The sequence below is a fragment of the Enterococcus sp. DIV0008 genome (assembly GCF_050542615.1).
GTDB classification, from domain to species: domain Bacteria; phylum Bacillota; class Bacilli; order Lactobacillales; family Enterococcaceae; genus Enterococcus_D; species Enterococcus_D innesii.
The window spans coordinates 2,937,389-2,956,028 of the sequence record NZ_CP172937.1 but is presented as its reverse complement, the minus strand read 5'-3'; the positions used below and the strand labels follow the sequence as shown (position 1 = coordinate 2,956,028).

General features: G+C 45.0%; 18 protein-coding genes. 9 read left to right on the top strand and 9 right to left on the bottom strand.

Annotated elements, in window-relative coordinates; all coding sequences use genetic code 11:
- Positions 1-14 precede the first annotated feature (14 nt).
- Positions 15-2,189 (top strand): PTS transporter subunit IIBC, encoded by a 2,175-nt coding sequence (locus IGI84_RS13840; RefSeq protein WP_074536166.1) that lies wholly within the window; start codon positions 15-17, stop codon positions 2,187-2,189.
- Between the two features lie 93 nt (positions 2,190-2,282).
- Positions 2,283-3,113, top strand: coding sequence for an endonuclease/exonuclease/phosphatase family protein (locus IGI84_RS13835; protein ID WP_167821411.1), 831 nt, complete (start codon positions 2,283-2,285; stop codon positions 3,111-3,113).
- A 55-nt stretch (positions 3,114-3,168) separates the two neighbouring features.
- On the opposite strand, the gene IGI84_RS13830 is transcribed toward IGI84_RS13835, so the two are convergent.
- From IGI84_RS13830 to IGI84_RS13800, 7 genes are all read right to left on the bottom strand, one after another.
- Positions 3,169-3,609 (bottom strand): hypothetical protein, encoded by a 441-nt coding sequence (locus IGI84_RS13830; RefSeq protein WP_005233546.1) that lies wholly within the window; start codon positions 3,607-3,609, stop codon positions 3,169-3,171.
- Complete coding sequence (locus tag IGI84_RS13825) at positions 3,602-4,375, bottom strand: MurR/RpiR family transcriptional regulator (RefSeq protein WP_077452306.1); 774 nt, start codon at positions 4,373-4,375, stop codon at positions 3,602-3,604. The genes IGI84_RS13830 and IGI84_RS13825 overlap by 8 nt, the downstream gene beginning before the upstream one ends.
- A gap of 63 nt (positions 4,376-4,438) precedes the next feature.
- Positions 4,439-5,770: a 6-phospho-alpha-glucosidase gene (locus tag IGI84_RS13820; protein ID WP_008379332.1), complete on the bottom strand. Its 1,332-nt coding sequence runs from the start codon at positions 5,768-5,770 to the stop codon at positions 4,439-4,441.
- A 13-nt stretch (positions 5,771-5,783) separates the two neighbouring features.
- Positions 5,784-7,376: an alpha-glucoside-specific PTS transporter subunit IIBC gene (locus IGI84_RS13815; RefSeq protein WP_220426502.1), complete on the bottom strand. Its 1,593-nt coding sequence runs from the start codon at positions 7,374-7,376 to the stop codon at positions 5,784-5,786.
- A gap of 187 nt (positions 7,377-7,563) precedes the next feature.
- On the bottom strand, positions 7,564-8,235 hold the full coding sequence (locus IGI84_RS13810; RefSeq protein WP_005227859.1) for a type 1 glutamine amidotransferase: 672 nt from the start codon (positions 8,233-8,235) through the stop codon (positions 7,564-7,566).
- Positions 8,228-9,577 (bottom strand): Mur ligase family protein, encoded by a 1,350-nt coding sequence (locus tag IGI84_RS13805; RefSeq protein WP_077452305.1) that lies wholly within the window; start codon positions 9,575-9,577, stop codon positions 8,228-8,230. The genes IGI84_RS13810 and IGI84_RS13805 overlap by 8 nt, the downstream gene beginning before the upstream one ends.
- A gap of 198 nt (positions 9,578-9,775) precedes the next feature.
- Positions 9,776-11,233, bottom strand: a complete 1,458-nt coding sequence (locus IGI84_RS13800) for a TrkH family potassium uptake protein (RefSeq protein WP_226818252.1) — start codon at positions 11,231-11,233, stop codon at positions 9,776-9,778.
- Positions 11,234-11,541: 308 nt separating this feature from the next.
- Here IGI84_RS13800 and IGI84_RS13795 point away from each other — a divergent pair, with 308 nt between their 5' ends.
- Positions 11,542-12,336, top strand: coding sequence for an HAD family hydrolase (locus IGI84_RS13795; protein WP_368255582.1), 795 nt, complete (start codon positions 11,542-11,544; stop codon positions 12,334-12,336).
- 150 nt (positions 12,337-12,486) lie between these two features.
- Here IGI84_RS13795 and IGI84_RS13790 read toward each other — a convergent pair whose 3' ends face one another.
- Together IGI84_RS13790 and msrA are read right to left on the bottom strand one after the other, a co-directional pair.
- Positions 12,487-13,551, bottom strand: a complete 1,065-nt coding sequence (locus IGI84_RS13790; protein ID WP_086291623.1) for an iron-containing alcohol dehydrogenase family protein — start codon at positions 13,549-13,551, stop codon at positions 12,487-12,489.
- 164 nt (positions 13,552-13,715) lie between these two features.
- Positions 13,716-14,234 (bottom strand): peptide-methionine (S)-S-oxide reductase MsrA, encoded by a 519-nt coding sequence (msrA, locus tag IGI84_RS13785; RefSeq protein WP_077452300.1) that lies wholly within the window; start codon positions 14,232-14,234, stop codon positions 13,716-13,718.
- Positions 14,235-14,326: 92 nt separating this feature from the next.
- Here msrA and IGI84_RS13780 point away from each other — a divergent pair, with 92 nt between their 5' ends.
- From IGI84_RS13780 to prmC, 6 genes are all read left to right on the top strand, one after another.
- Positions 14,327-14,848 (top strand): AAA family ATPase, encoded by a 522-nt coding sequence (locus tag IGI84_RS13780; protein ID WP_220426500.1) that lies wholly within the window; start codon positions 14,327-14,329, stop codon positions 14,846-14,848.
- 2 nt (positions 14,849-14,850) lie between these two features.
- On the top strand, positions 14,851-15,276 hold the full coding sequence (locus IGI84_RS13775) for a GNAT family N-acetyltransferase (RefSeq protein WP_077452298.1): 426 nt from the start codon (positions 14,851-14,853) through the stop codon (positions 15,274-15,276).
- 65 nt (positions 15,277-15,341) lie between these two features.
- On the top strand, positions 15,342-15,923 hold the full coding sequence (locus IGI84_RS13770; RefSeq protein WP_220426499.1) for a GNAT family N-acetyltransferase: 582 nt from the start codon (positions 15,342-15,344) through the stop codon (positions 15,921-15,923).
- A 136-nt stretch (positions 15,924-16,059) separates the two neighbouring features.
- Positions 16,060-16,644: a thymidine kinase gene (locus IGI84_RS13765; protein WP_005227882.1), complete on the top strand. Its 585-nt coding sequence runs from the start codon at positions 16,060-16,062 to the stop codon at positions 16,642-16,644.
- A gap of 3 nt (positions 16,645-16,647) precedes the next feature.
- Positions 16,648-17,721 (top strand): peptide chain release factor 1, encoded by a 1,074-nt coding sequence (prfA, locus tag IGI84_RS13760; RefSeq protein WP_005227884.1) that lies wholly within the window; start codon positions 16,648-16,650, stop codon positions 17,719-17,721.
- Entirely contained in the window at positions 17,714-18,571 is an 858-nt protein-coding gene (gene prmC / locus IGI84_RS13755; RefSeq protein ID WP_220426498.1) for a peptide chain release factor N(5)-glutamine methyltransferase, read from the top strand. The genes prfA and prmC overlap by 8 nt, the downstream gene beginning before the upstream one ends.
- Positions 18,572-18,640 lie beyond the last annotated feature (69 nt).

Below are 18,640 nucleotides of genomic sequence, written 5' to 3'. Positions count from 1 at the left end.
AAGGAAGAAGGAAGATGAAAAAATTATTGAGCTTCGAATTTTGGCAAAAATTCGGAAAAGCGCTAATGGTGGTTGTCGCTGTTATGCCAGCCGCTGGTTTGATGATCAGTATTGGGAAAACGATCCCAATGATCAATGCCGACTGGGCATTTTTGATCACTACAGGAGGCGTCATTGAAAACATTGGTTGGGCAATTATTGGTAACCTGCACTTATTATTTGCATTAGCTATTGGTGGTAGTTGGGCAAAAGAGCGAGCTGGTGGGGCATTTGCTGCTGGGATCGCCTTTATTTTGATCAACCGGATCACTGGTTCGATCTTTGGCGTGACAAGCGCGATGTTAACCGAAGAAGGCGCCTTCACTCATACGTTGTTTGGGACAAAGATCATGATCGACGGCTTCTTTACTAGTGTACTAGAAGCACCGGCTTTGAACATGGGCGTCTTTGTCGGGATCATCGCCGGTTTTGTGGGGGCAACAGCCTATAACAAATACTATAATTTCCGCAAATTACCGGATGCGCTTTCCTTCTTTAACGGCAAACGCTTCGTCCCTTTCGTGGTGATTGCCCGTTCAGTGGTCGTCGCATTAGTATTATCGATCGTTTGGCCTTACATTCAAGCCGGTATCAATAATTTCGGTTTATGGATCGCGCAATCACAAGAAAGTGCGCCCGTTTTAGCACCGTTCTTGTTTGGAACCTTGGAGCGGCTGCTCTTACCATTCGGGCTGCATCACATGCTGACGATCCCGATCAATTACACCGAATTAGGTGGAACCTACACGATTCTTTCTGGAGCACAAGCCGGCACCCAAGTCTTTGGACAAGACCCCTTATGGCTTGCTTGGGCAACGGATCTAGTGAACATGCGCAATGCTGGCGATACGTCACAATATCAATTTTTATTGGAAAACTTTGTTCCTGCCCGCTTTAAAGTTGGACAAATGATTGGTTCCTCTGGGATCTTGATGGGCTTGTCTTATGCCATGTATCGCAATGTCGATGCGGACAAACGGCACAAATATACCTCTATGTATTTATCAGCTGCCATCGCTGTCTTCTTGACAGGGGTAACGGAACCGTTGGAGTTCATGTTTATGTTTGCTGCCGTACCGCTTTACATCGTTTATGCAGTCGTACAAGGGGCTGCGTTTGCGATGGCGGATATCGTCAACTTACGGGTCCACTCTTTTGGGAATATCGAGTTGTTGACCCGTACCCCAATGGCGATCAATGCCGGCTTAGGACAAGATTTGATCAACTTTGTGTTAGTGACCATCGTCTTTGGTGTTGGGATGTATTTCTTGGCCAACTTCTTGATCAAAAAATTCAACTTTGCAACACCAGGTAGAAACGGCAACTACGAAACAGAAGGAGCCAGCGATGCGCCAGCAACAGCTTCGGCGGATGGCAATTTGAACCCAGATTCGCAAGTCGTGAAAATCATTCATTTATTAGGCGGACGTGAAAATATCGCCGACGTTGATGCATGTATGACCCGTTTACGGGTCTCTGTGAAAAATCGAGAAGCGGTCGGCGATGAAAAAGCATGGAAAGCCGCAGGGGCTTTAGGCTTGATCGTAAAAGACAACGGCGTGCAAGCAGTCTATGGACCGAAAGCAGATGTTTTAAAATCAGACATTCAAGATATCTTAGATTCTGGTGTCACGATTCCCGAACCGACGGCTAGTCAAGCACCAGTAGAAACCACTACCCACCAAAGCCAAGGCGTGACCGCTGAACTAGCTGCCGTTGCCACTGGAGAAGTGATGCCGATCACCTCTGTCAAAGACCAAGTGTTTGCGGAAAAAATGATGGGTGACGGTTATGGCGTGCGCCCAGAGCAGACGATAGTTGTCGCACCAATCAGCGGGAAAGTCACCAACATCTTCCCAACGAAACATGCGATTGGCTTGCTTTCTGATGAAGGCATCGAAGTATTGGTTCACATGGGCTTAGATACCGTTGACTTAAACGGTGCCCCCTTTACGGTAGCTGTCACTGAAGGACAACAAGTGGCGGTAGGTGACAAGTTAGCGGAGATGGATCTCGCTGCAGTAAGTGCTGCTGGCAAAGACACCACCATCGTTGTAGTGTTGACCAACAGCGATCAAATCGATTCCTTTGAATTGACCCAAATCGGTAAGCAACAAGCAGCCGCAGTTGTTGGAATCGTAAAATTATAATAAAATGACAAGCGGGTCGACTCTTTTGTTGACCCGCTCTCTTTTATTTTTTAAAGGAATCGTACAAGCAAACCGAGAGAAGGAGCCTTATTCATGAAGGTATTAACATTGAACACCCATAGCTGGTTAGAAGAAAATCAGCTCGAAAAATGCAAAATGATCGCCAAAGAGATTGCAACAGGCGACTATGACATCATCGCCTTGCAAGAAGTCAACCAAACGATCGCTGCTCAAACCATCGTTCCTGATGGGCTTTATTGCCCCACAGATACGCTGGTGGAAATCAAGGAGGACAATTTTGCTTTACGCCTAGTGGAAGAACTGCAACTGTTAGACTGTGATTACTACTGGTCATGGACCTACAGTCACGTAGGCTATGACATTTACCACGAAGGCAATGCCTTATTGTCCAAACAGCCCATCATTGCCAAAGAATACCTTGCTTCACAAGCCACGGATGTCTGGGATCATACCACACGCAAAAACCTGAGCGGCGTGACTGAAGCCGATGGACAGATCGTACAAGTCGTTAGCTGTCATTTTTCTTGGTGGCAAGACGGTAAATTTGCCTACGAGTGGCAACAGACAGAAGCATTTTTAGCAGAACGGGCAGATACCTTATTGATCCTAGGAGATTTCAACAACGATGCGGCCAGTTCTGGTCATCAACTCGTCCTTGACAGCTCCTTACAGCTGCAAGACAGCTTTTTAACGGCTACCGAAACGATCGGTGAAGCCTCTGTCGTTAAAGCTATTGATGGTTGGCAAGACAATCGAGAAGCATTGCGGATCGATTATGTTTTTGCATCCAATGACCTGCAAGCAACGGAATATGAAGTCGTTTTTGACGGAACGCGTACTCCGATCGTCAGCGATCACTTTGGAATCAAAGTGGTTTTTGCTTCAAAAACAGAGCCAAACTAGCAGAAACGACAGCAAAAAGCAGTGCCAACCGGCACTGCTTTTTTTGGGGGGGAAGTTAAATCGCTGATCGAACAAGGAGGAAAAAGAATAAACTCAATAAAAGAATGAATGCTAATGCCCCATAGGTAAAACTCTTTTCGCCCCAAGTTGCGTTTTCCTCCTGACTCGAAAGACTTCTTCTTGTAAAAAAGACGAGTCCTGCGCCGATGACATTCGCTGTCAGTAACTGCTGGAAGAAGATCAGGAATAAATACTGTCCCAAAAGGCCTTTTTTACTCATGGAAAACCGTTGAATAAAGTACAGGCAAGCCCCTTGCAGCAAAAGGAGACTACTTAACAAGACCCCTAAAGCGGCTAACGGTTGCGAGTTGAGGTACTGGGCAAAGGTCATCCCATGGTTGAAGGCAGTCAAGGAAAGATAAAGATAGTAAGCACCGGCGATCAAAAGCCAATAACTCAGTAAAATCAATGGAAACGCCCATTTTCGTTTAGTCATGGTTGCCCTCCTGTAAAGTGAATAGTCCGTAGGAACGGATCAAATAATCAATCAAGCAGCTCAGTCCGATCAAAGACTGACTAGGGATTTTCTTGCGGCCGATTTGAAAAAAATCGCAATAATAGGTCAGATGGAACGTTGAATGGCGAGCAAAATAATTATCTCCTGGCGCACTCAATGTCAAAACGGGAATCTGACGAATCGCAAAAGTCGTCAGATTCTCTTTGACGTTTTCTGTTTCGCCGCTGAGTGAGGCGATGATCACACAATCTTCGGCAGTGATCATCGGCATGACCATATCAAATTCCGTTTTGTTCGGCAATACGATCACTCGTTTTTCCATAGAAAGCATCATTTTGGAAAACTCCTCCAGTGCTTTCTTTTGGGAAAACCCAGTTGGGTAGCAGTAGATGGTTTTGCTGCGGTCAAACAAGCGGTTGAGGGCAGCTAAGTCTACCGTTTTTAAATAGTTGAGGGTGGCGAAAATATCCTCTTGTTGTTTTTCAAAAATCGTTTTTTGCTGCGAAATCGTTGTTATCTGTTCTTGCTGATGCCGTAAAAAATATTTGAACTCGGAATAGCCAGAAAAACCAAGTTTTTTCGTCAACCGTAAAATAGATGACTTTGAGACGTGAACCTGCTCGGATAGCTCGACGATCCCCATAGATAAAACGGTATCGCCGTTGGAAAGAATATAGTTCAGAATGCCACGATCAAGTTCACTTAACTCCGATTGGTGCTGTTGAATCAAATACTGTAATTTCACAAAAACCCCTCCTTATGGATTAAGTATAGCTGAAAAGCCAGGAGGGGAGGCGAAGAACGCTGGCTAGTGTAATTCTGGCCAAAAGGCTTGATTTGCTTCAATCAATTCATCGAGTAATTCTTTGGCTACACGGGCATTTGGGACCACTTTTGAAAGAATCAGTGCTTGCCATAGCTTCTGATAAGAACCCTCTGCCCAAGCTTCCACGACTAATTTTTCTACGGCTACTTGTTGTTCCATCAATCCTTTTTGGAAGCGAGGGATCTTGCCTTGTGTGATTGGTTCTGCTCCGTTACTGCCGACGATACAAGGCACTTCTACCATTGCTTGCTCATCAAAGTTGACGATCGCTCCTTCGTTAGGCACGATCAACAGCATCCGTTCTTGCGTGTTATAAGCAATCGCTCGTGCAAGGTCAACAATGTAGCTGGCGTGTTCATCCACTTCAAGCGTGGTGTCAGTCGCTGTTTGGTTTTCTACGATGCGTTGGCATTCACCAAAGACGTGTTTTTCGCGGCCAGCCATGACTTCATTTGCCCGTGTAAAAGATGGGTTGGTGTGCGCCACTTCATCTTGAGGGAAAAAGTAATACTTCAAGTAGGTATTTGGCAAAGTGGATGGATCAACCTCGTACACTTCTTTTGCTTTGGCAAAGGTGTGCATCCAGCTGGCATCAGCATGTTGGCTCGCTTCGATTTCTTCTGGCAATGAATAGCCGTATTTTGCCACATGCGCCTGGATCTGTGGCAGCAAATCATTGCCAGCTTTGTCTCGTATATCTGTCCACCAGCCAAAGTGATTCAAGCCATAATAGCGAACCACCAATTCTTTACGAGAAGCTAAGCCGATCGCTTGCGCCATCCGCTCTTCGATTCCCACTGGCATATCACAAATATTAATGATCTTAGCATCAGGGCGTAATTTACGAGTAGCTTCTGCGACGATCGCTGCAGGATTGGAATAATTCAACATCCACGCATCAGGAGAATATTTTTCCATATAATCGACTAACTCCAATACACCGCCGATAGAACGCATCCCATAAGCGATCCCGCCAGGACCACAAGTTTCTTGGCCGACCACACCATATTTCAAAGGGATTTTTTCATCCTTTTCGCGCATTGCATACAAGCCAACTCGGATATGCGCCATCACAAAATCGACATCCTGAAACGCGGTTTCGGGATCAGTGGTTGCTAAAAAGCTGATTTCGGGTGCACGTTCTTTCAATAAAATCTCACAAGCTTGTGCCACTTTTTCTTGTCGTTCTTCCAAATTGTCGTAAAACTTGATTTGGCGAATCGGAAAACGATCCAAGTGTTCCAAAAGCATCAAGACGATTCCTGGGGTAAAAGTACTGCCGCCTCCGGCGATCACGATTGAAAATTTTTTCATTTTTGTTTCCTCCTTAGTCTGATACAGCTAATAATTTTTCGAATTGTTCTCTCACTTGTGGCACATCCAGGCCAACGATCACTTGGAAGGCGTTGCCGTTGCGAACGACACCATGGGCACCAGCGCCTTTAAAGATATCATCTGGCAGCACTTGGTCTTGATCTTTGACGGTGATTCTTAGGCGAGTGGCACAATTAGTGACTTTATCAATGTTGTCGCGACCGCCAAACCCTTCTAAGTAGACTGCGGCTTGTTCGGTGTAGCGATTGGCACCAGCAATCACTGGAGTTCCAGTGTTGGCTTGTTTTTCTTTGTAATCTTTTTTGGTGTACAGTTTGACTTCGCTATTGTTTTCTTCCCGTCCTGGTGTGGCTAACTTAAATTTGAGGATCAAGAAGCGGAAAACAAGGAAATAAAGGGCAGTAAAGGCTAACCCGATCACCAGCTGCGTGAAGATCATACTGCGATGATTTTGAAATAGCGGAATCCAGACCTTCGCTAACAGATCGATCAAGCCGCCCCCCATATCTCCAACGACCCCGAAGGCAAACATCGTTGCCGCCATGGTCGCTGCTAAAACAGCGTGCACCGCAAAGAGGGGTGGTGAGATAAAGAGGAAGGTGAATTCCAATGGCTCGGTGATACCAGCTAAAACGGCAGTTAAAGTGGCAGGGATCAAAATCGCTAAGACCTTCTTTTTGTTCTCAGGCTTGGCTGTGAAATAAAAAGCAGCAGCGATCCCTGGAGCAGCAAAGATCTTAGAATTGCCATGTAAAGCAAAGCCCCCTTCAGGGAAAAGCTCTTTCAATGGTCTGGTGGATTGGGCAAATTCTTGTAAATGTGCCATCCAGTATTTGGAGATTCCTTCTTCGACGACAGCGGGACCAAAAACAAAAGGGGTATACACGAAATGATGGAGACCTGTGGGAATCAATATTCGCTCTAAGAAAGTATAGAGCCAGACCCCAAAGACCCCAGCACTTGCTAGAAACCCTTGCATGGACCCAATGCCAGCTTGGACTTTCGGCCAAATCAATGCGATCAAGAAAGCAACTGGCAGCATTAAAAAGAAACCGAGGATCACGACAAAGGAAGAGCCTTGGAAGATTCCGAGAAAATCAGGCAGCTTCGTATCGAAAAACTTGTTGTGAAGATAGACGACGATCGCCGAAATAAAAATTGCTCCGATAATACCAGTATCTAATGTTTTGATGCCAGCGATCATTTTCAAGCCACTCTCACCGCCGGGATCAGCTGCAAAGTTGACACCGAAGAAGTTACCAAAGTACTCGATCATGCCAGAAATAAAATAATTACAAGTAATATAGACGACAAAGGCTTCCATTGCCGCTCGCGCATTGGCTTTTTTTGCGAGACCGATCGGTAATCCAATGACAAATAATAATTCCATTTGGTTGAAGACCGTCCACGCTCCGTTTTCAATGATCGTCCAAATGTTGTTCCAAGTAGAGCCTTCAGTGGCGATGCTCCCCACAAGCATCGGATTTTTAAAGATAATACACAGCGCGACCATGATCCCTGAAAAGGAAAACAAGAGGACCGGGGTAAACATCGCACCGCCAAACCGCTGAACTTTTTCCATCATAATTTCTTAACATCTCCTTTCAATTTTTACTACAACCTCAGTATAGAAAAGAAAGATAGCGGTTACAATAAAACGAGGCAGCATAGGAACGTAGAAGCAAACAAAGAGAAAAGGTGGCAACTGTGGGGAAATTTCCCATAAAAAAACAAACCTGCGAAAAACAGGTTTGTTTGCTACGTACGTGTATTTAAATTTCGACGTTGCCATAACGATTGGCAAGGGCGGTGCGGATCAAGCGCTCTGCCAAATGCTCATTTCTTGCGAGAAGCGGTCCGTGGAAGTAAGAGCCGAACACATTGCGGTAAACCACGCCTTCGGTTTGGTCTTCACCATTGTTTCCTTGTCCTTGGATGACTTTCCCCAATGGTTTTTCCCCTTTACCTAAGAAAGTACGACCATTATGGTTTTCAAAGCCATAGTAGGTCTCATCGAATTCTTCATTGTGGATCACGATGTCACCGATGAACCGGTTGTTTTCTTGGCTCAAGGTGTAATGATCCAAGGCGCCGATCCCATTGATTTTCTCGCCGTTGGCACCGATGTAGTAATGACCCAGCAATTGATAGCCGCCGCAGATCGCCAGCATGACGCCATCATTTTCGATATAGCTGGTCAAGGCTTCTTTTTTTGATTGGATATCTTGTGAAACGATCACTTGTTCAAAATCTTGTCCCCCACCGAAAAAGACGAGATCATATTTTTCAGGATCGAAGGGCTCGTGAATGCTGACGACTTCTGCGTTGAAGGTCACGCCTAATTTTTCGGCCACGTAGCGCAGCATCAAGAGATTGCCGTTGTCGCCATAAGTATTCAAAAGATTTCCATACAAGTGGGCAACATTCAGTTGATACTTAGTCACGACTCATTCCTCCTTTGATATAGCCTTTTTCCGCAAGTTTTTTGCGTAGCTGCAAGACTGCAGTGTAAGTCGCTAAAATATAGACTTTTTCTGTAGGTAAGTCTGCGATTTGCTTGATGACGTCATCAAGTTCAGGGGTTTCAATGATTTTCTCTTCAGGGATCCCTGCAACTTTTAGCCGCAACGCCATATCTTTGTGACGATCACCACCAGCGATCACTTGAGGAATCCCCATATCGGCAAACGCTTCATGGTCGCCATCCCAAATCCAGCTGACGTCGATCCCATCTGCGTAGTTGGCATTCAACAAGCTGACTAGCGAGAAAGGATAGGGTGACAGGCCGATCATATCAATGACTTGGTTCAAACCAACAGGGTTTTTAACTAAGACTAACGTACATTCTTTGTCCCCGATGCGGATCACTTCTTGGCGACCAAAGACTTTTTCGTCATAGGCCAAACCAGCTTTGATTTTTGCAGGTGCTACGCCATAATATTCCGCAACCGCAGTTGCCGCCAGCGCATTGTAGACATTGTACATCCCACCGACTTCGATGCGATAGTCATTGCCATCGATCACAAAATCAGCAGAGGTGTTGTCCATTGCGGTCATTTCCGTCAGTTTATAATCCAATTCTGGTCGATGGAAGCCGCAATTTGGGCAGTAGTATTTTCCAAGATTGGCATAGGTGATCATTTTATAATGCAAAATGTGATGACACTCAGGACACAACACGCCATCCGTATTGTAATGGGCCATCTGCTCTTCATCTGGCAAATGATCAAATCCATAGTATTTTCGCGGATTGACAGTTGCCACCGAATTGAACAGTGGCGAATCCCCATTGCAGAGGATCGTTGCTTCCGGTGAGTTTGCGGCACCTTCAACGATCATTTTATAGGTCGTATAAATCTCGCCATAACGGTCCATTTGATCACGGAAAATATTGGTGAAAACGAACAATTCCGGTTTGATGTACTTCGTTACTTTGCTGAGACTGGCTTCATCAATTTCTAAAACCGCAAATTTTTTGCCTTTTTTAGGGCGTGCCGATAGAAAGGTTGAAACGATCCCTTGGACCATATTGGCGCCGGTGGGGTTCGTCAATACTTCATCAAATTCTTGGCGCAAAATATTGACAGTCAAGGCAGTTGTCAATGTTTTGCCGTTGGTGCCTGTGATCACGACGACTTGGTAATCTTTCGCCAAATGATCTAATATATGTGGATCAACTTTTAATGCTAATTTACCAGGCAGGCTTGAGCCGCCTTTGAAAAAGTTCTTTAATACCCATTGAGAGGTCTTACCGACTGAAACAGCCAGATGACTTCGTATTCCCATAATGTAACCCTCCATTAGAGCGAATGCTTTCATTGTGCAAATTCAATTTATCATACCATATACCAAGAAAAAGGTTAAATTGCTTTTGCGATTCTTTAAATTTCTGCAAAGACCATTCTGATAAATGGCTCTTTTACTTGCGCTGATCAAAGGCTTGAAAAGCAAAACAGCAAACCTTCTGTCAGGTTTGCTGCTGCTTTAACCGATAATGATTTTTTCCGTTGGGTACTCGTAACCTAAGTCACGTGTTTCTTTTGGTACGAATAACATCAAAGTGTACAGCATACCGACACGGCCAATAAACATCAAAAGAGCAATCACGAGTTTGCCAATAGTTGATAAATCGCCCGTGATTCCTAAAGAAAGCCCTGTGGTTCCAAAGGCCGAGGAAACTTCAACAATGATGGCAATCAAAGGAATATCCTCGATGGCGGTCAAGAATAAGACACAAAAGAAGCACATGCCCATCGAAAGCATGAAGACTACCACCGATTTGCGGACGTCATCTTGATCGATGCGGCGACCAAAGATATTGATATTGTCCTCACTTTTTAAGAAGGCATAGAGGTACAGCCCAATGATGGCAATGGTCGTCGTCCGAATCCCGCCACCAACAGAGCTGGGACTACAACCAATAAACATTAGCAAGGAGAAAACGATCAACGTCGTGGTTTGGAAGTTGCCTAAGTCATGGATCTGCAAGCCAGCATTCCGCGTTGTCATAGAATAAAACATGCTGTTCATCCACATACCACTAAAGCTGTAATCTTTGAATAAATAATCTTTCTCAAGGAAAAAAATCGCCAATGTGCCGCCGACAAAGAGGATCACAAAAGCCAAAACAGCAATTTTTGTGAACAAAGAAAAGCGAAAAGGCAAGCGGCGGCGTTGTTTTTTCATTTTAAAAAGGACCCATTCCCGAAAGTCCATGATCACTGGAAATCCGATCCCCCCGATAAAAATCAAAATCATGATACACGTCAGGAAGAAATAATCATGGGAAAACGGCAAGATGGAATTGCCCGTCACATCAAAGCCAGAGTTGGTCACAGCAGAGATCGCTTGATAAAACCCATAAAAGATCGCGTCTCGCCAATTGTCATAATACCCGTAAAGATGAAAATAAACAGCGAAGATCGTGCCTGCTACCAACTGACAAACTAAAATGATGGTAAACGTCGTTCGAATCATCCGAACGATCCCGCTAAGCTTCGGCTGGTTCATATCCGTCATGATCAACTGGCGCTGCTTTAAACTGATTTTGCGCCGTGAAACGATCGCAAAAAAGGTCGAGATCATCATGATCCCTAAACCACCGACTTGAAAGAGGACTTCCAATAAAATGACCCCGCGGTCGTTAAATACGTCATTGATCGGGAAGGTAGTCAACCCTGTGACACTGACCGTGCTGACCGCCATAAAGAACAGATCGATAAACGCGACATGAGAGCCGGGTTCCCGAAAGAAGGGGAGTGAAAAAAGCCCCAAAGAGACCACCGTCATCACGATATAATAAAAAACGATCACTTGGATCGAAGACACATTCTGGGAAATAAATGTTTTGCTCCTGCGCTGTGTCAAGCGAGCAAAGCGGGTAAAGTTCATTACAAAAAACCCCTCACTAAATAAACTATCCCCAGTATACCAAAGAACCAAGTAGATTTGAAAGAAAGCAGGATAGAATTTATGAGCAGCAGAAATTGTGCAAGGAAAAGCTTTTGGAAAGTGTCGTTGAGAAGAAATGATCAGACTGTGCTTCTTGCGGCAGCTTGATTGTTTAAGAAACTTAAAAACTCGAAGCAAATCAGTAAGGATTTCTCGATTTCAGAAGAAAACGCTAGCAATTTATGAGAAGATAAAAGAAGTAAAAGATAACAGCGACGATCCGCACGGAACAATAGCGAGAAAGCGGACAAAAAAGCGTATCAAATTTTTTGAAAATCGAGACGGAAATGGGGAAGATCATGAAAGACGTAAAAATTATTTTTTTCGATGTTGATGGCACACTGATCGATATGAGCAAAAAGCAAATCTCTGAAAGAATGTTAGCCACATTAAAAGCCTTGAAGAAGCAAGGGATCCTGTTGTGCATTGCGACTGGCAGAAGTCCCATCGCGTTGCCGCAATTTGAAGGCGTGACCTTTGATGCGTTTTTGACCTTTAACGGATCGTATTGTTTTAATCAAGCCGAGGGGATCCACCAAAACCCCATTCCTAAAAAAGATGTTCAGCAAATCATAGAAAATGCCACGGCACTCAAGCGTCCAGTAGCGATCGCTACGAAGGACCGAACGGTTGCCAATGGCAAAGATGCTGATTTAGTTGAGTATTTTTCCTTTGCCCACCAAGAAGTGATCGTGGCAGAAGATTTTGATGAGGTGATCCAGCAGCAAGACATTTTCCAAGTGATGCTTGGCTCAGGGAAAGAAGACTACGCCAAAGTGATGGCAAATACCACAGAGGCGAAAATCACCGCTTGGTGGGATCGGGCAGTCGATATTATTCCAGCCAGCAGCGGAAAAGGAAGCGGCATTGCCAAAATGCTGGCTTACTATGGCTTGGATAAATCCGAAGCCATTGCCTTTGGGGATGGCAACAATGATATTGAGATGCTGGAGGCAGTCGGCTGGGGTCTAGCAATGGACAATGCTTCGGACAAGTTAAAAGCAATCGCCGACGAAGTGATCGGTCACGTAGCCGAGGAAGGCATTTATCATTACTGCTTAGAAAACGGGCTATTGGGTGAAGTCGTGCAGTGATGGGCAATGCGCCAGTTGCTGTCGCCCGCTAAGAATATGCGCAGCCAGGATCGCTACTGCGTGTCTGTTTCATCAAATAAAAAAACTGTTTCCGAAATGCATTAGGGAAACAGTTTTTTTATTATAAAGTTGTTTAGCAATGTGTACGGTTTACAGCGCCTCCACCGCTTCGATCGCCTGATAGACTTTTTCGGGTGTGATCGCAGGATCGATCAAAATAAAGGTTTCTTCTTCTTTGACAGCATAGGTCAGAACCGAGGCGAAGTAATCCCGATCAAGGCGCGTCACGTGGAGATCCTTCAGCTTCATTGGCAAGTGCAAAGCTTCGTAAAACGGCCGTAATTTTTCAATCACATCAAAATCATTGGTATAGGCAAGCTGGACCCAAATGCAGTAGGCGACTTTGTTGCCGTGCAAGACGCTATGGGTCTCACTCAAATAAGACAAGCCGTCATGCAGCGCATGCGCACCGGACGTGCGGCCAAATTCGACTGCAAAACCGCCAACTTCGCCTGCCAAAGCAATGATCGCATCGGTGATGCGGGCAAAGGCGGGGGTCAGCTGCCCGGTTTCTAAGTCTTTGACGGCTTGGATCGCATCGGCAATCAGCAAGTTTTTGATCAAAAGAGCGCTTTGGAAACCTAGCCGTACTAAGGCAGTCTTGTCGTCTTCTGCCATGTTGCGGACGATGGCTTCCATTTCATAATATTTGGCTAAGGTATCAGCGATCCCTGCGATAAAGTAATCAACAGGTGTGGCTAGTAAAAAACGGGTGTCGACGATCGTCATGTAGGCACCTTTTTTGGCATAGTCGATTTTACAAATCGTATGATCGGGGTAATAGGCGACGATCACCGGGGTGAAGGGGGCACAGTTAGAAACCAATGTAGGGATCACGATCAATTCTGCACCAAGGGTTTGGGCGGTGATTTTTGCTGTATCAGCGACCTTGCCACCGCCGATTGCCACCACGGCATCTGCTTGCTGAATCGCTTCAGCTAAGGTTTGCGCATTTTCATAACTCGATGATCCATCGTAGCGGTAGATCGGGTAGTCGAATGAATGAGGGTAATAGTTCGAAAACACATCGAATGACTGCTCCCCAGTAATTACTGCTACCTCTTGGAACTCTCGTAAATACTCCGGCAAATCAGTTAAGACCCCATCGCCCGTAATATACCGATTAGGACCTGGACGGACTTCATTGGCTAACATCAAACAAACACTCCTTTATAATCGTCAGAATTTTCTAATCAGTGTATCGCGAAAATGCCCTGACTGTCAATTTCCTTTTGGCAAAAAAAAACAGAAAACAGCCGATCTGCTGACGAGGCAGATCGGCTGTTAGTGATGAATTGTAAGGAACGTTCCCCAAAAAGTTAAGCCCAGTTTTGGCGAATAAAGCCGGCTCGACCGGAGCCTTCGCTATAAGCATTGTAATGGGCTGCATTTTTTTTGTAAAAATCTTGATGATAGTCTTCTGCAGGATAAAAAGGTTCTGCTGGTTCGATCTTCGTTACGATCGGACGGTCAAAGCGGCCACTAGCTTGCAACTGCGCCTTTGATTTTTCCGCAATCGCTTTTTGTTCTTCACTATTGTAAAAAATCACTGGACGATAGGAATCACCACGGTCGGCAAACTGACCAAACGCATCTGTGGGGTCTGTCTGTTGCCAATAGATGGCAACCAATTCTTCATAAGAGATGACTTCAGGATCAAAGGTGATCTCAACTGCTTCGGTGTGACCGGTGGTACCTGTCGTTACTTGTTGGTAGGTTGGGTTAGGCACATGGCCACCAGTAAAGCCAGAAACCACTTTGAGGATGCCTGGCAGCGAATCAAAAGGCTTCACCATGCACCAAAAACAACCGCCAGCAAAAATTGCCGTATCTTTCATAGGTATTCCTCCTTTGCTTCTATGGTATGCTTCTAGTAGAGAAAAACAAGAGATATGCTTAGAAAACAGGGCAATGAAGAAAGGAAGTTTGCATGGAAAGTATTTTGATTTTACTTCGAGGTAATTCTGGCAGCGGCAAAACCACTATTGCCAAAGCTGTTCAGCACGTTTTTGGGGAAGAGGCAGTGCTGATTTCACAAGATGTTTTTCGGCGAGAAATTTTTTGTGTCAAAGATACCCCTAATAATTTAGCCAGCGGTTTGATGAAAAAAGCTGTCCTATATGCGAAGGGGAAAGTGCCGGTGGTACTTGTTGAAGGAATTTATTCTCGTGAAAAATACCAAGACTTTCTCGACTTTCTAATGAAACTCTTTCCCAAAAAAAAGCTAGTTTATTATTTTGATCTTTCTTTTGAGGAAACGGTCAAAAGACATCAGACCCGAATGCAGCGAGACTATTTTTCCGAGGAAACGATGCGTAAATGGTGGCTTGAGCGAGACTTGCTTTTCCCAAAAGGATCTTCAGAGGAAAGACTGATCAAAGAAGGCCTAACGATAGCAGAAACGGTCGATCAGATCATCGCAGATTATCAAGAAACAAGAAGGAGTGATTGAATATGACGCGAATCATTGAACAAGGAACAGACCAAGAATTGGCTGCGTTAGAAACAGCATTAACAGCTTACACAAAGCACCAAAAACCATTTACACAAACAGAGACCTATCAGAACTTTAGCAGTGTAATCAAAAAAGAGGGTGTGGTGATTGCTGGTGGCATTGCCTACGCCTCAATGTATCATATCGGCTATCTTGACACCCTGTGGGTCAAAGCATCCGAGCGGGGAAAAGGGTATGGCAAGCAGATTCTTACGGATCTTGAACAGCAGTTGAAAGCATTTGGCTGTGAAAACTGTCAGACGGCGACCTTTGATTTTCAAGCGCCAGATTTTTATCAGCGAATGGGTTATGACGAAATTGGGAGAATCGCCCATACGCAAAATCAGCTAACAGAAATTTTTCTAGTAAAGAAATTACATGATTGATTCCAAATTGATTCTCAAATAAACCTTTGAACAAGGAAAAAACCAATGAGAGAGAGGCACAACCAATGTTAGATAAATCAATTCCATATGCAGAAATCTGGATGAAGCGAGCGCACAAAAACACACCGATCCAGCCCCTTCAATCCGATAACTATTCGCTACGCAGCTACCAAGCAGGAGACGAAAGGCACTGGGCACGGATCGAAACATCCGTCGGAGAGTTTGACAATGAGGCCGAGGCATTGGCGTATTTTGAAAAGGAATTTATGCCCGAGCAAGCACAGCTAGGACAGCGAATGTTTTTTGCCCTTGATCAATCAGGTACACCGGTCGGTACGGCTACCGCTTGGAAAAAAGCCAAGCAAGACGGCACACTGGTTCCACTAGTCCATTGGGTAGCAGTAATGCCGCAAGCCCAACGCCAAGGGATCGCTCGCGGCTTGGTCACGCAAGTCGTTTCTGTCTTGGAGGCAGCCAATGAATCGATGTATCTTCATACGCAAACTTGGAGCCACGCAGCAATCAAGCTCTATCAGCAGCTTGGATTTGCGATCATTGCAACAGATATCAATGGGAATGAAAATCCAGAATACCCACTGGCTTGTCAAGTATTGGCAGAAGTGGCCCAAAAAGCCAGAAACGAGTAAGAGATGCTGGCGGAAAAAAATCCGTTAACTTTTCGTAAAACTCTTGCGTAAAAGGCGGCATGTGTCGAATTTAAGTCTGTAAAAATTCTCCTTTTTCAAGTATAATACCAAAGGAGTATGAGGAAGGATGGGCGAGATGGCACAGCTTTTTTTTAAATATGGCGCAATGAATAGTGGGAAAACGATCGAGATACTGAAAGTTGCTCACAACTATGAAGAACAAGATAAACCAGTCGTGATCATGACAAGCGGATTGGACACGAGAAGTGGCGTGGGAAATGTTTCGAGTCGCATCGGCTTAGAACGAGACGCGATCCCGATTTTTGATGAAACGGATCTGTTCCATTTGATCAAAGACCTGGGTTATAAACCTTATTGTATTTTGATCGACGAAGCGCAGTTCCTAAAGAAGCATCACGTGCTGGCTTTCACCAAAATCGTGGATGAGTTAGGTATCCCTGTGATGGCCTTCGGTTTGAAAAATGATTTCCGTAATGAATTATTTGAAGGCTCAAAATACTTGCTGCTTTACGCAGATAAAATCGAAGAGATGAAAACCATCTGCTGGTTCTGTCATAAAAAAGCAACCATGAACTTGCACTATATCGACGGAAAACCCGTTTACGAGGGCGATCAAGTACAAATCGGCGGCAATGAAGCGTATTATCCAGTTTGCCGCAAGCATTACTTTCACCCGGGAATGAAAAAAGAAGGAGAATAATCAATGTACGATCAGTTACAAGCAATCGAAGACCGTTACGAAGAATTAGGCGAATTACTAAGTGATCCAGCCGTGATCTCTGACACCAAACGCTTCATGCAGCTTTCAAAAGAAGAAGCCAATACACGGGAAACGGTGGAAGTCTACCGCCGTTACAAAGAAGTCGTTGAAGGAATCAAGGATACCGAAGAAATGCTTGGGGAAAACCTTGATGCGGAAATGGCAGAGATGGCCAAAGAAGAACTCTCTGACTTGAAAAAAGAAAAAGATGTTTTAGAAGAACGCATCAAAATCTTGTTATTGCCAAAAGATCCGAATGATGACAAAAACATCATCATGGAGATCCGTGGTGCAGCAGGCGGCGATGAAGCAGCCTTATTTGCTGGCGATCTTTTCAATATGTATCAAAAATATGCGGAAAACCAAGGTTGGAAAGTCGAAGTCATGGATGCCAACGTCACTGGGATCGGCGGCTACAAAGAAGTCATCATGATGATCACTGGCGACAACGTCTTTTCAAAATTGAAATATGAGAGCGGCGCCCACCGAGTGCAAAGGGTACCGTCTACCGAATCACAAGGCCGAATCCATACGTCTACGGCAACGGTCGTGGTTATGCCTGAAGCAGAAGAAGTCGAAATCGATATCGCAGACAAAGATATTCGAACCGATATTTACCATGCCTCTGGTGCTGGTGGTCAGCACGTCAACAAAACAGCTTCTGCTGTTCGTTTGACGCACTTGCCAACAGGGATCGCTGTTGCGATGCAAGATGAGCGTTCACAGCTGAAAAACCGTGAGAAAGCGATGAAAGTCTTGCGGGCACGGGTCTATGACCAAATGCAGCAAGAAGCACAAAGCGAATACGATGCAAACCGTAAATCAGCAGTGGGTACCGGCGATCGTTCTGAACGGATTCGGACCTATAACTTCCCACAAAACCGCGTAACAGATCACCGTATCGGGTTGACTATTCAAAAATTGGATCAAATTTTAGCTGGAAAACTCGATGAAATTGTTGATGCACTGATCGTTTACGATCAAACATCAAAATTAGATGAGATGCAAAATGGCTAAAACCTATCGAGAAGTCCTTTCACGGGCTTCTTCTTTTTTAGAAACGAAAGGGCTGGACGGGTATGCGATCCAATACCTGTTTTTACAGCGAAAAAACTGGCAGCAACTCGATTGGCTGCTGCAGATGGACCAACCCATCCTAAGGGAAGATGAGGCACAGATCGCAGCAGATCTTGAACAGCTGCTACAGCATGAACCCCCGCAATATTTACTGGGGTATGAAGAATTTTATGGGCATCGCTTAAAAGTGACTCCTGCAACCTTGATCCCGCGTCCAGAAACCGAAGAGTTGGTGGAAAAGTGTTTGGCAAAAGTACCAGCAGATCAGCCACTACGAGTCGTAGACATCGGTACAGGTACTGGAGCGATCGCCATTGCCTTAAAATTGGCACGTCCCCAGTGGACCGTAAGTGCCGTGGATCTTTCAGCAGAGGCATTAGCCGTTGCTAAAGAAAATGCGGTAACCTTAGGCGCAGAGATCCGCTTTTTCCAAGGAAATACTTTAGAACCTGTGGCAGATCAGCAATGGGATCTGATCATTTCCAACCCGCCGTATATCAGTGCTGAAGAGTGGCCGCTGATGGATATCAGCGTACGGGAAAAAGAGCCTAAAATGGCGCTTTTTGCTCAAGAACAAGGGTTAGCGATCTATAAACAATTAGCACAGCAAGCACCGAAGTGTTTGGCGCCAAGTGGGCAAATGGCGCTAGAAATCGGCTTTCAGCAAGGACCCGCCGTTCAACAACTGTTTGCAGCCGCTTTTCCCAACAAAGAAGTCACCGTAGTAAAAGATCTTGCGGGTCAAGACCGGATGGTGTTCGTCAGTCATCCACAAGATGTGGATAAATAAATTTTTTTACACAGGAAAAATTACAAAAACCTTATGAAATGAACGTCTTCTAAATAAACCGAGTTATAA

Bases quoted from the DNA above. Each gene is read 5' to 3' on its own strand.
- IGI84_RS13840 (WP_074536166.1), top strand. From the start codon at position 15: ATGAAAAAATTATTGAGCTTCGAATTTTGGCAAAAATTCGGAAAAGCG.
- IGI84_RS13835 (WP_167821411.1), top strand. From the start codon at position 2,283: ATGAAGGTATTAACATTGAACACCCATAGCTGGTTAGAAGAAAATCAG.
- IGI84_RS13830 (WP_005233546.1), bottom strand. From the start codon at position 3,609: ATGACTAAACGAAAATGGGCGTTTCCATTGATTTTACTGAGTTATTGG.
- IGI84_RS13820 (WP_008379332.1), bottom strand. From the start codon at position 5,770: ATGAAAAAATTTTCAATCGTGATCGCCGGAGGCGGCAGTACTTTTACC.
- IGI84_RS13815 (WP_220426502.1), bottom strand. From the start codon at position 7,376: ATGATGGAAAAAGTTCAGCGGTTTGGCGGTGCGATGTTTACCCCGGTC.
- IGI84_RS13805 (WP_077452305.1), bottom strand. From the start codon at position 9,577: ATGGGAATACGAAGTCATCTGGCTGTTTCAGTCGGTAAGACCTCTCAA.
- IGI84_RS13795 (WP_368255582.1), top strand. From the start codon at position 11,542: ATGAAAGACGTAAAAATTATTTTTTTCGATGTTGATGGCACACTGATC.
- IGI84_RS13790 (WP_086291623.1), bottom strand. From the start codon at position 13,551: ATGTTAGCCAATGAAGTCCGTCCAGGTCCTAATCGGTATATTACGGGC.
- msrA (WP_077452300.1), bottom strand. From the start codon at position 14,234: ATGAAAGATACGGCAATTTTTGCTGGCGGTTGTTTTTGGTGCATGGTG.
- IGI84_RS13780 (WP_220426500.1), top strand. From the start codon at position 14,327: ATGGAAAGTATTTTGATTTTACTTCGAGGTAATTCTGGCAGCGGCAAA.
- IGI84_RS13775 (WP_077452298.1), top strand. From the start codon at position 14,851: ATGACGCGAATCATTGAACAAGGAACAGACCAAGAATTGGCTGCGTTA.
- IGI84_RS13770 (WP_220426499.1), top strand. From the start codon at position 15,342: ATGTTAGATAAATCAATTCCATATGCAGAAATCTGGATGAAGCGAGCG.
- IGI84_RS13765 (WP_005227882.1), top strand. From the start codon at position 16,060: ATGGCACAGCTTTTTTTTAAATATGGCGCAATGAATAGTGGGAAAACG.
- prfA (WP_005227884.1), top strand. From the start codon at position 16,648: ATGTACGATCAGTTACAAGCAATCGAAGACCGTTACGAAGAATTAGGC.
- prmC (WP_220426498.1), top strand. From the start codon at position 17,714: ATGGCTAAAACCTATCGAGAAGTCCTTTCACGGGCTTCTTCTTTTTTA.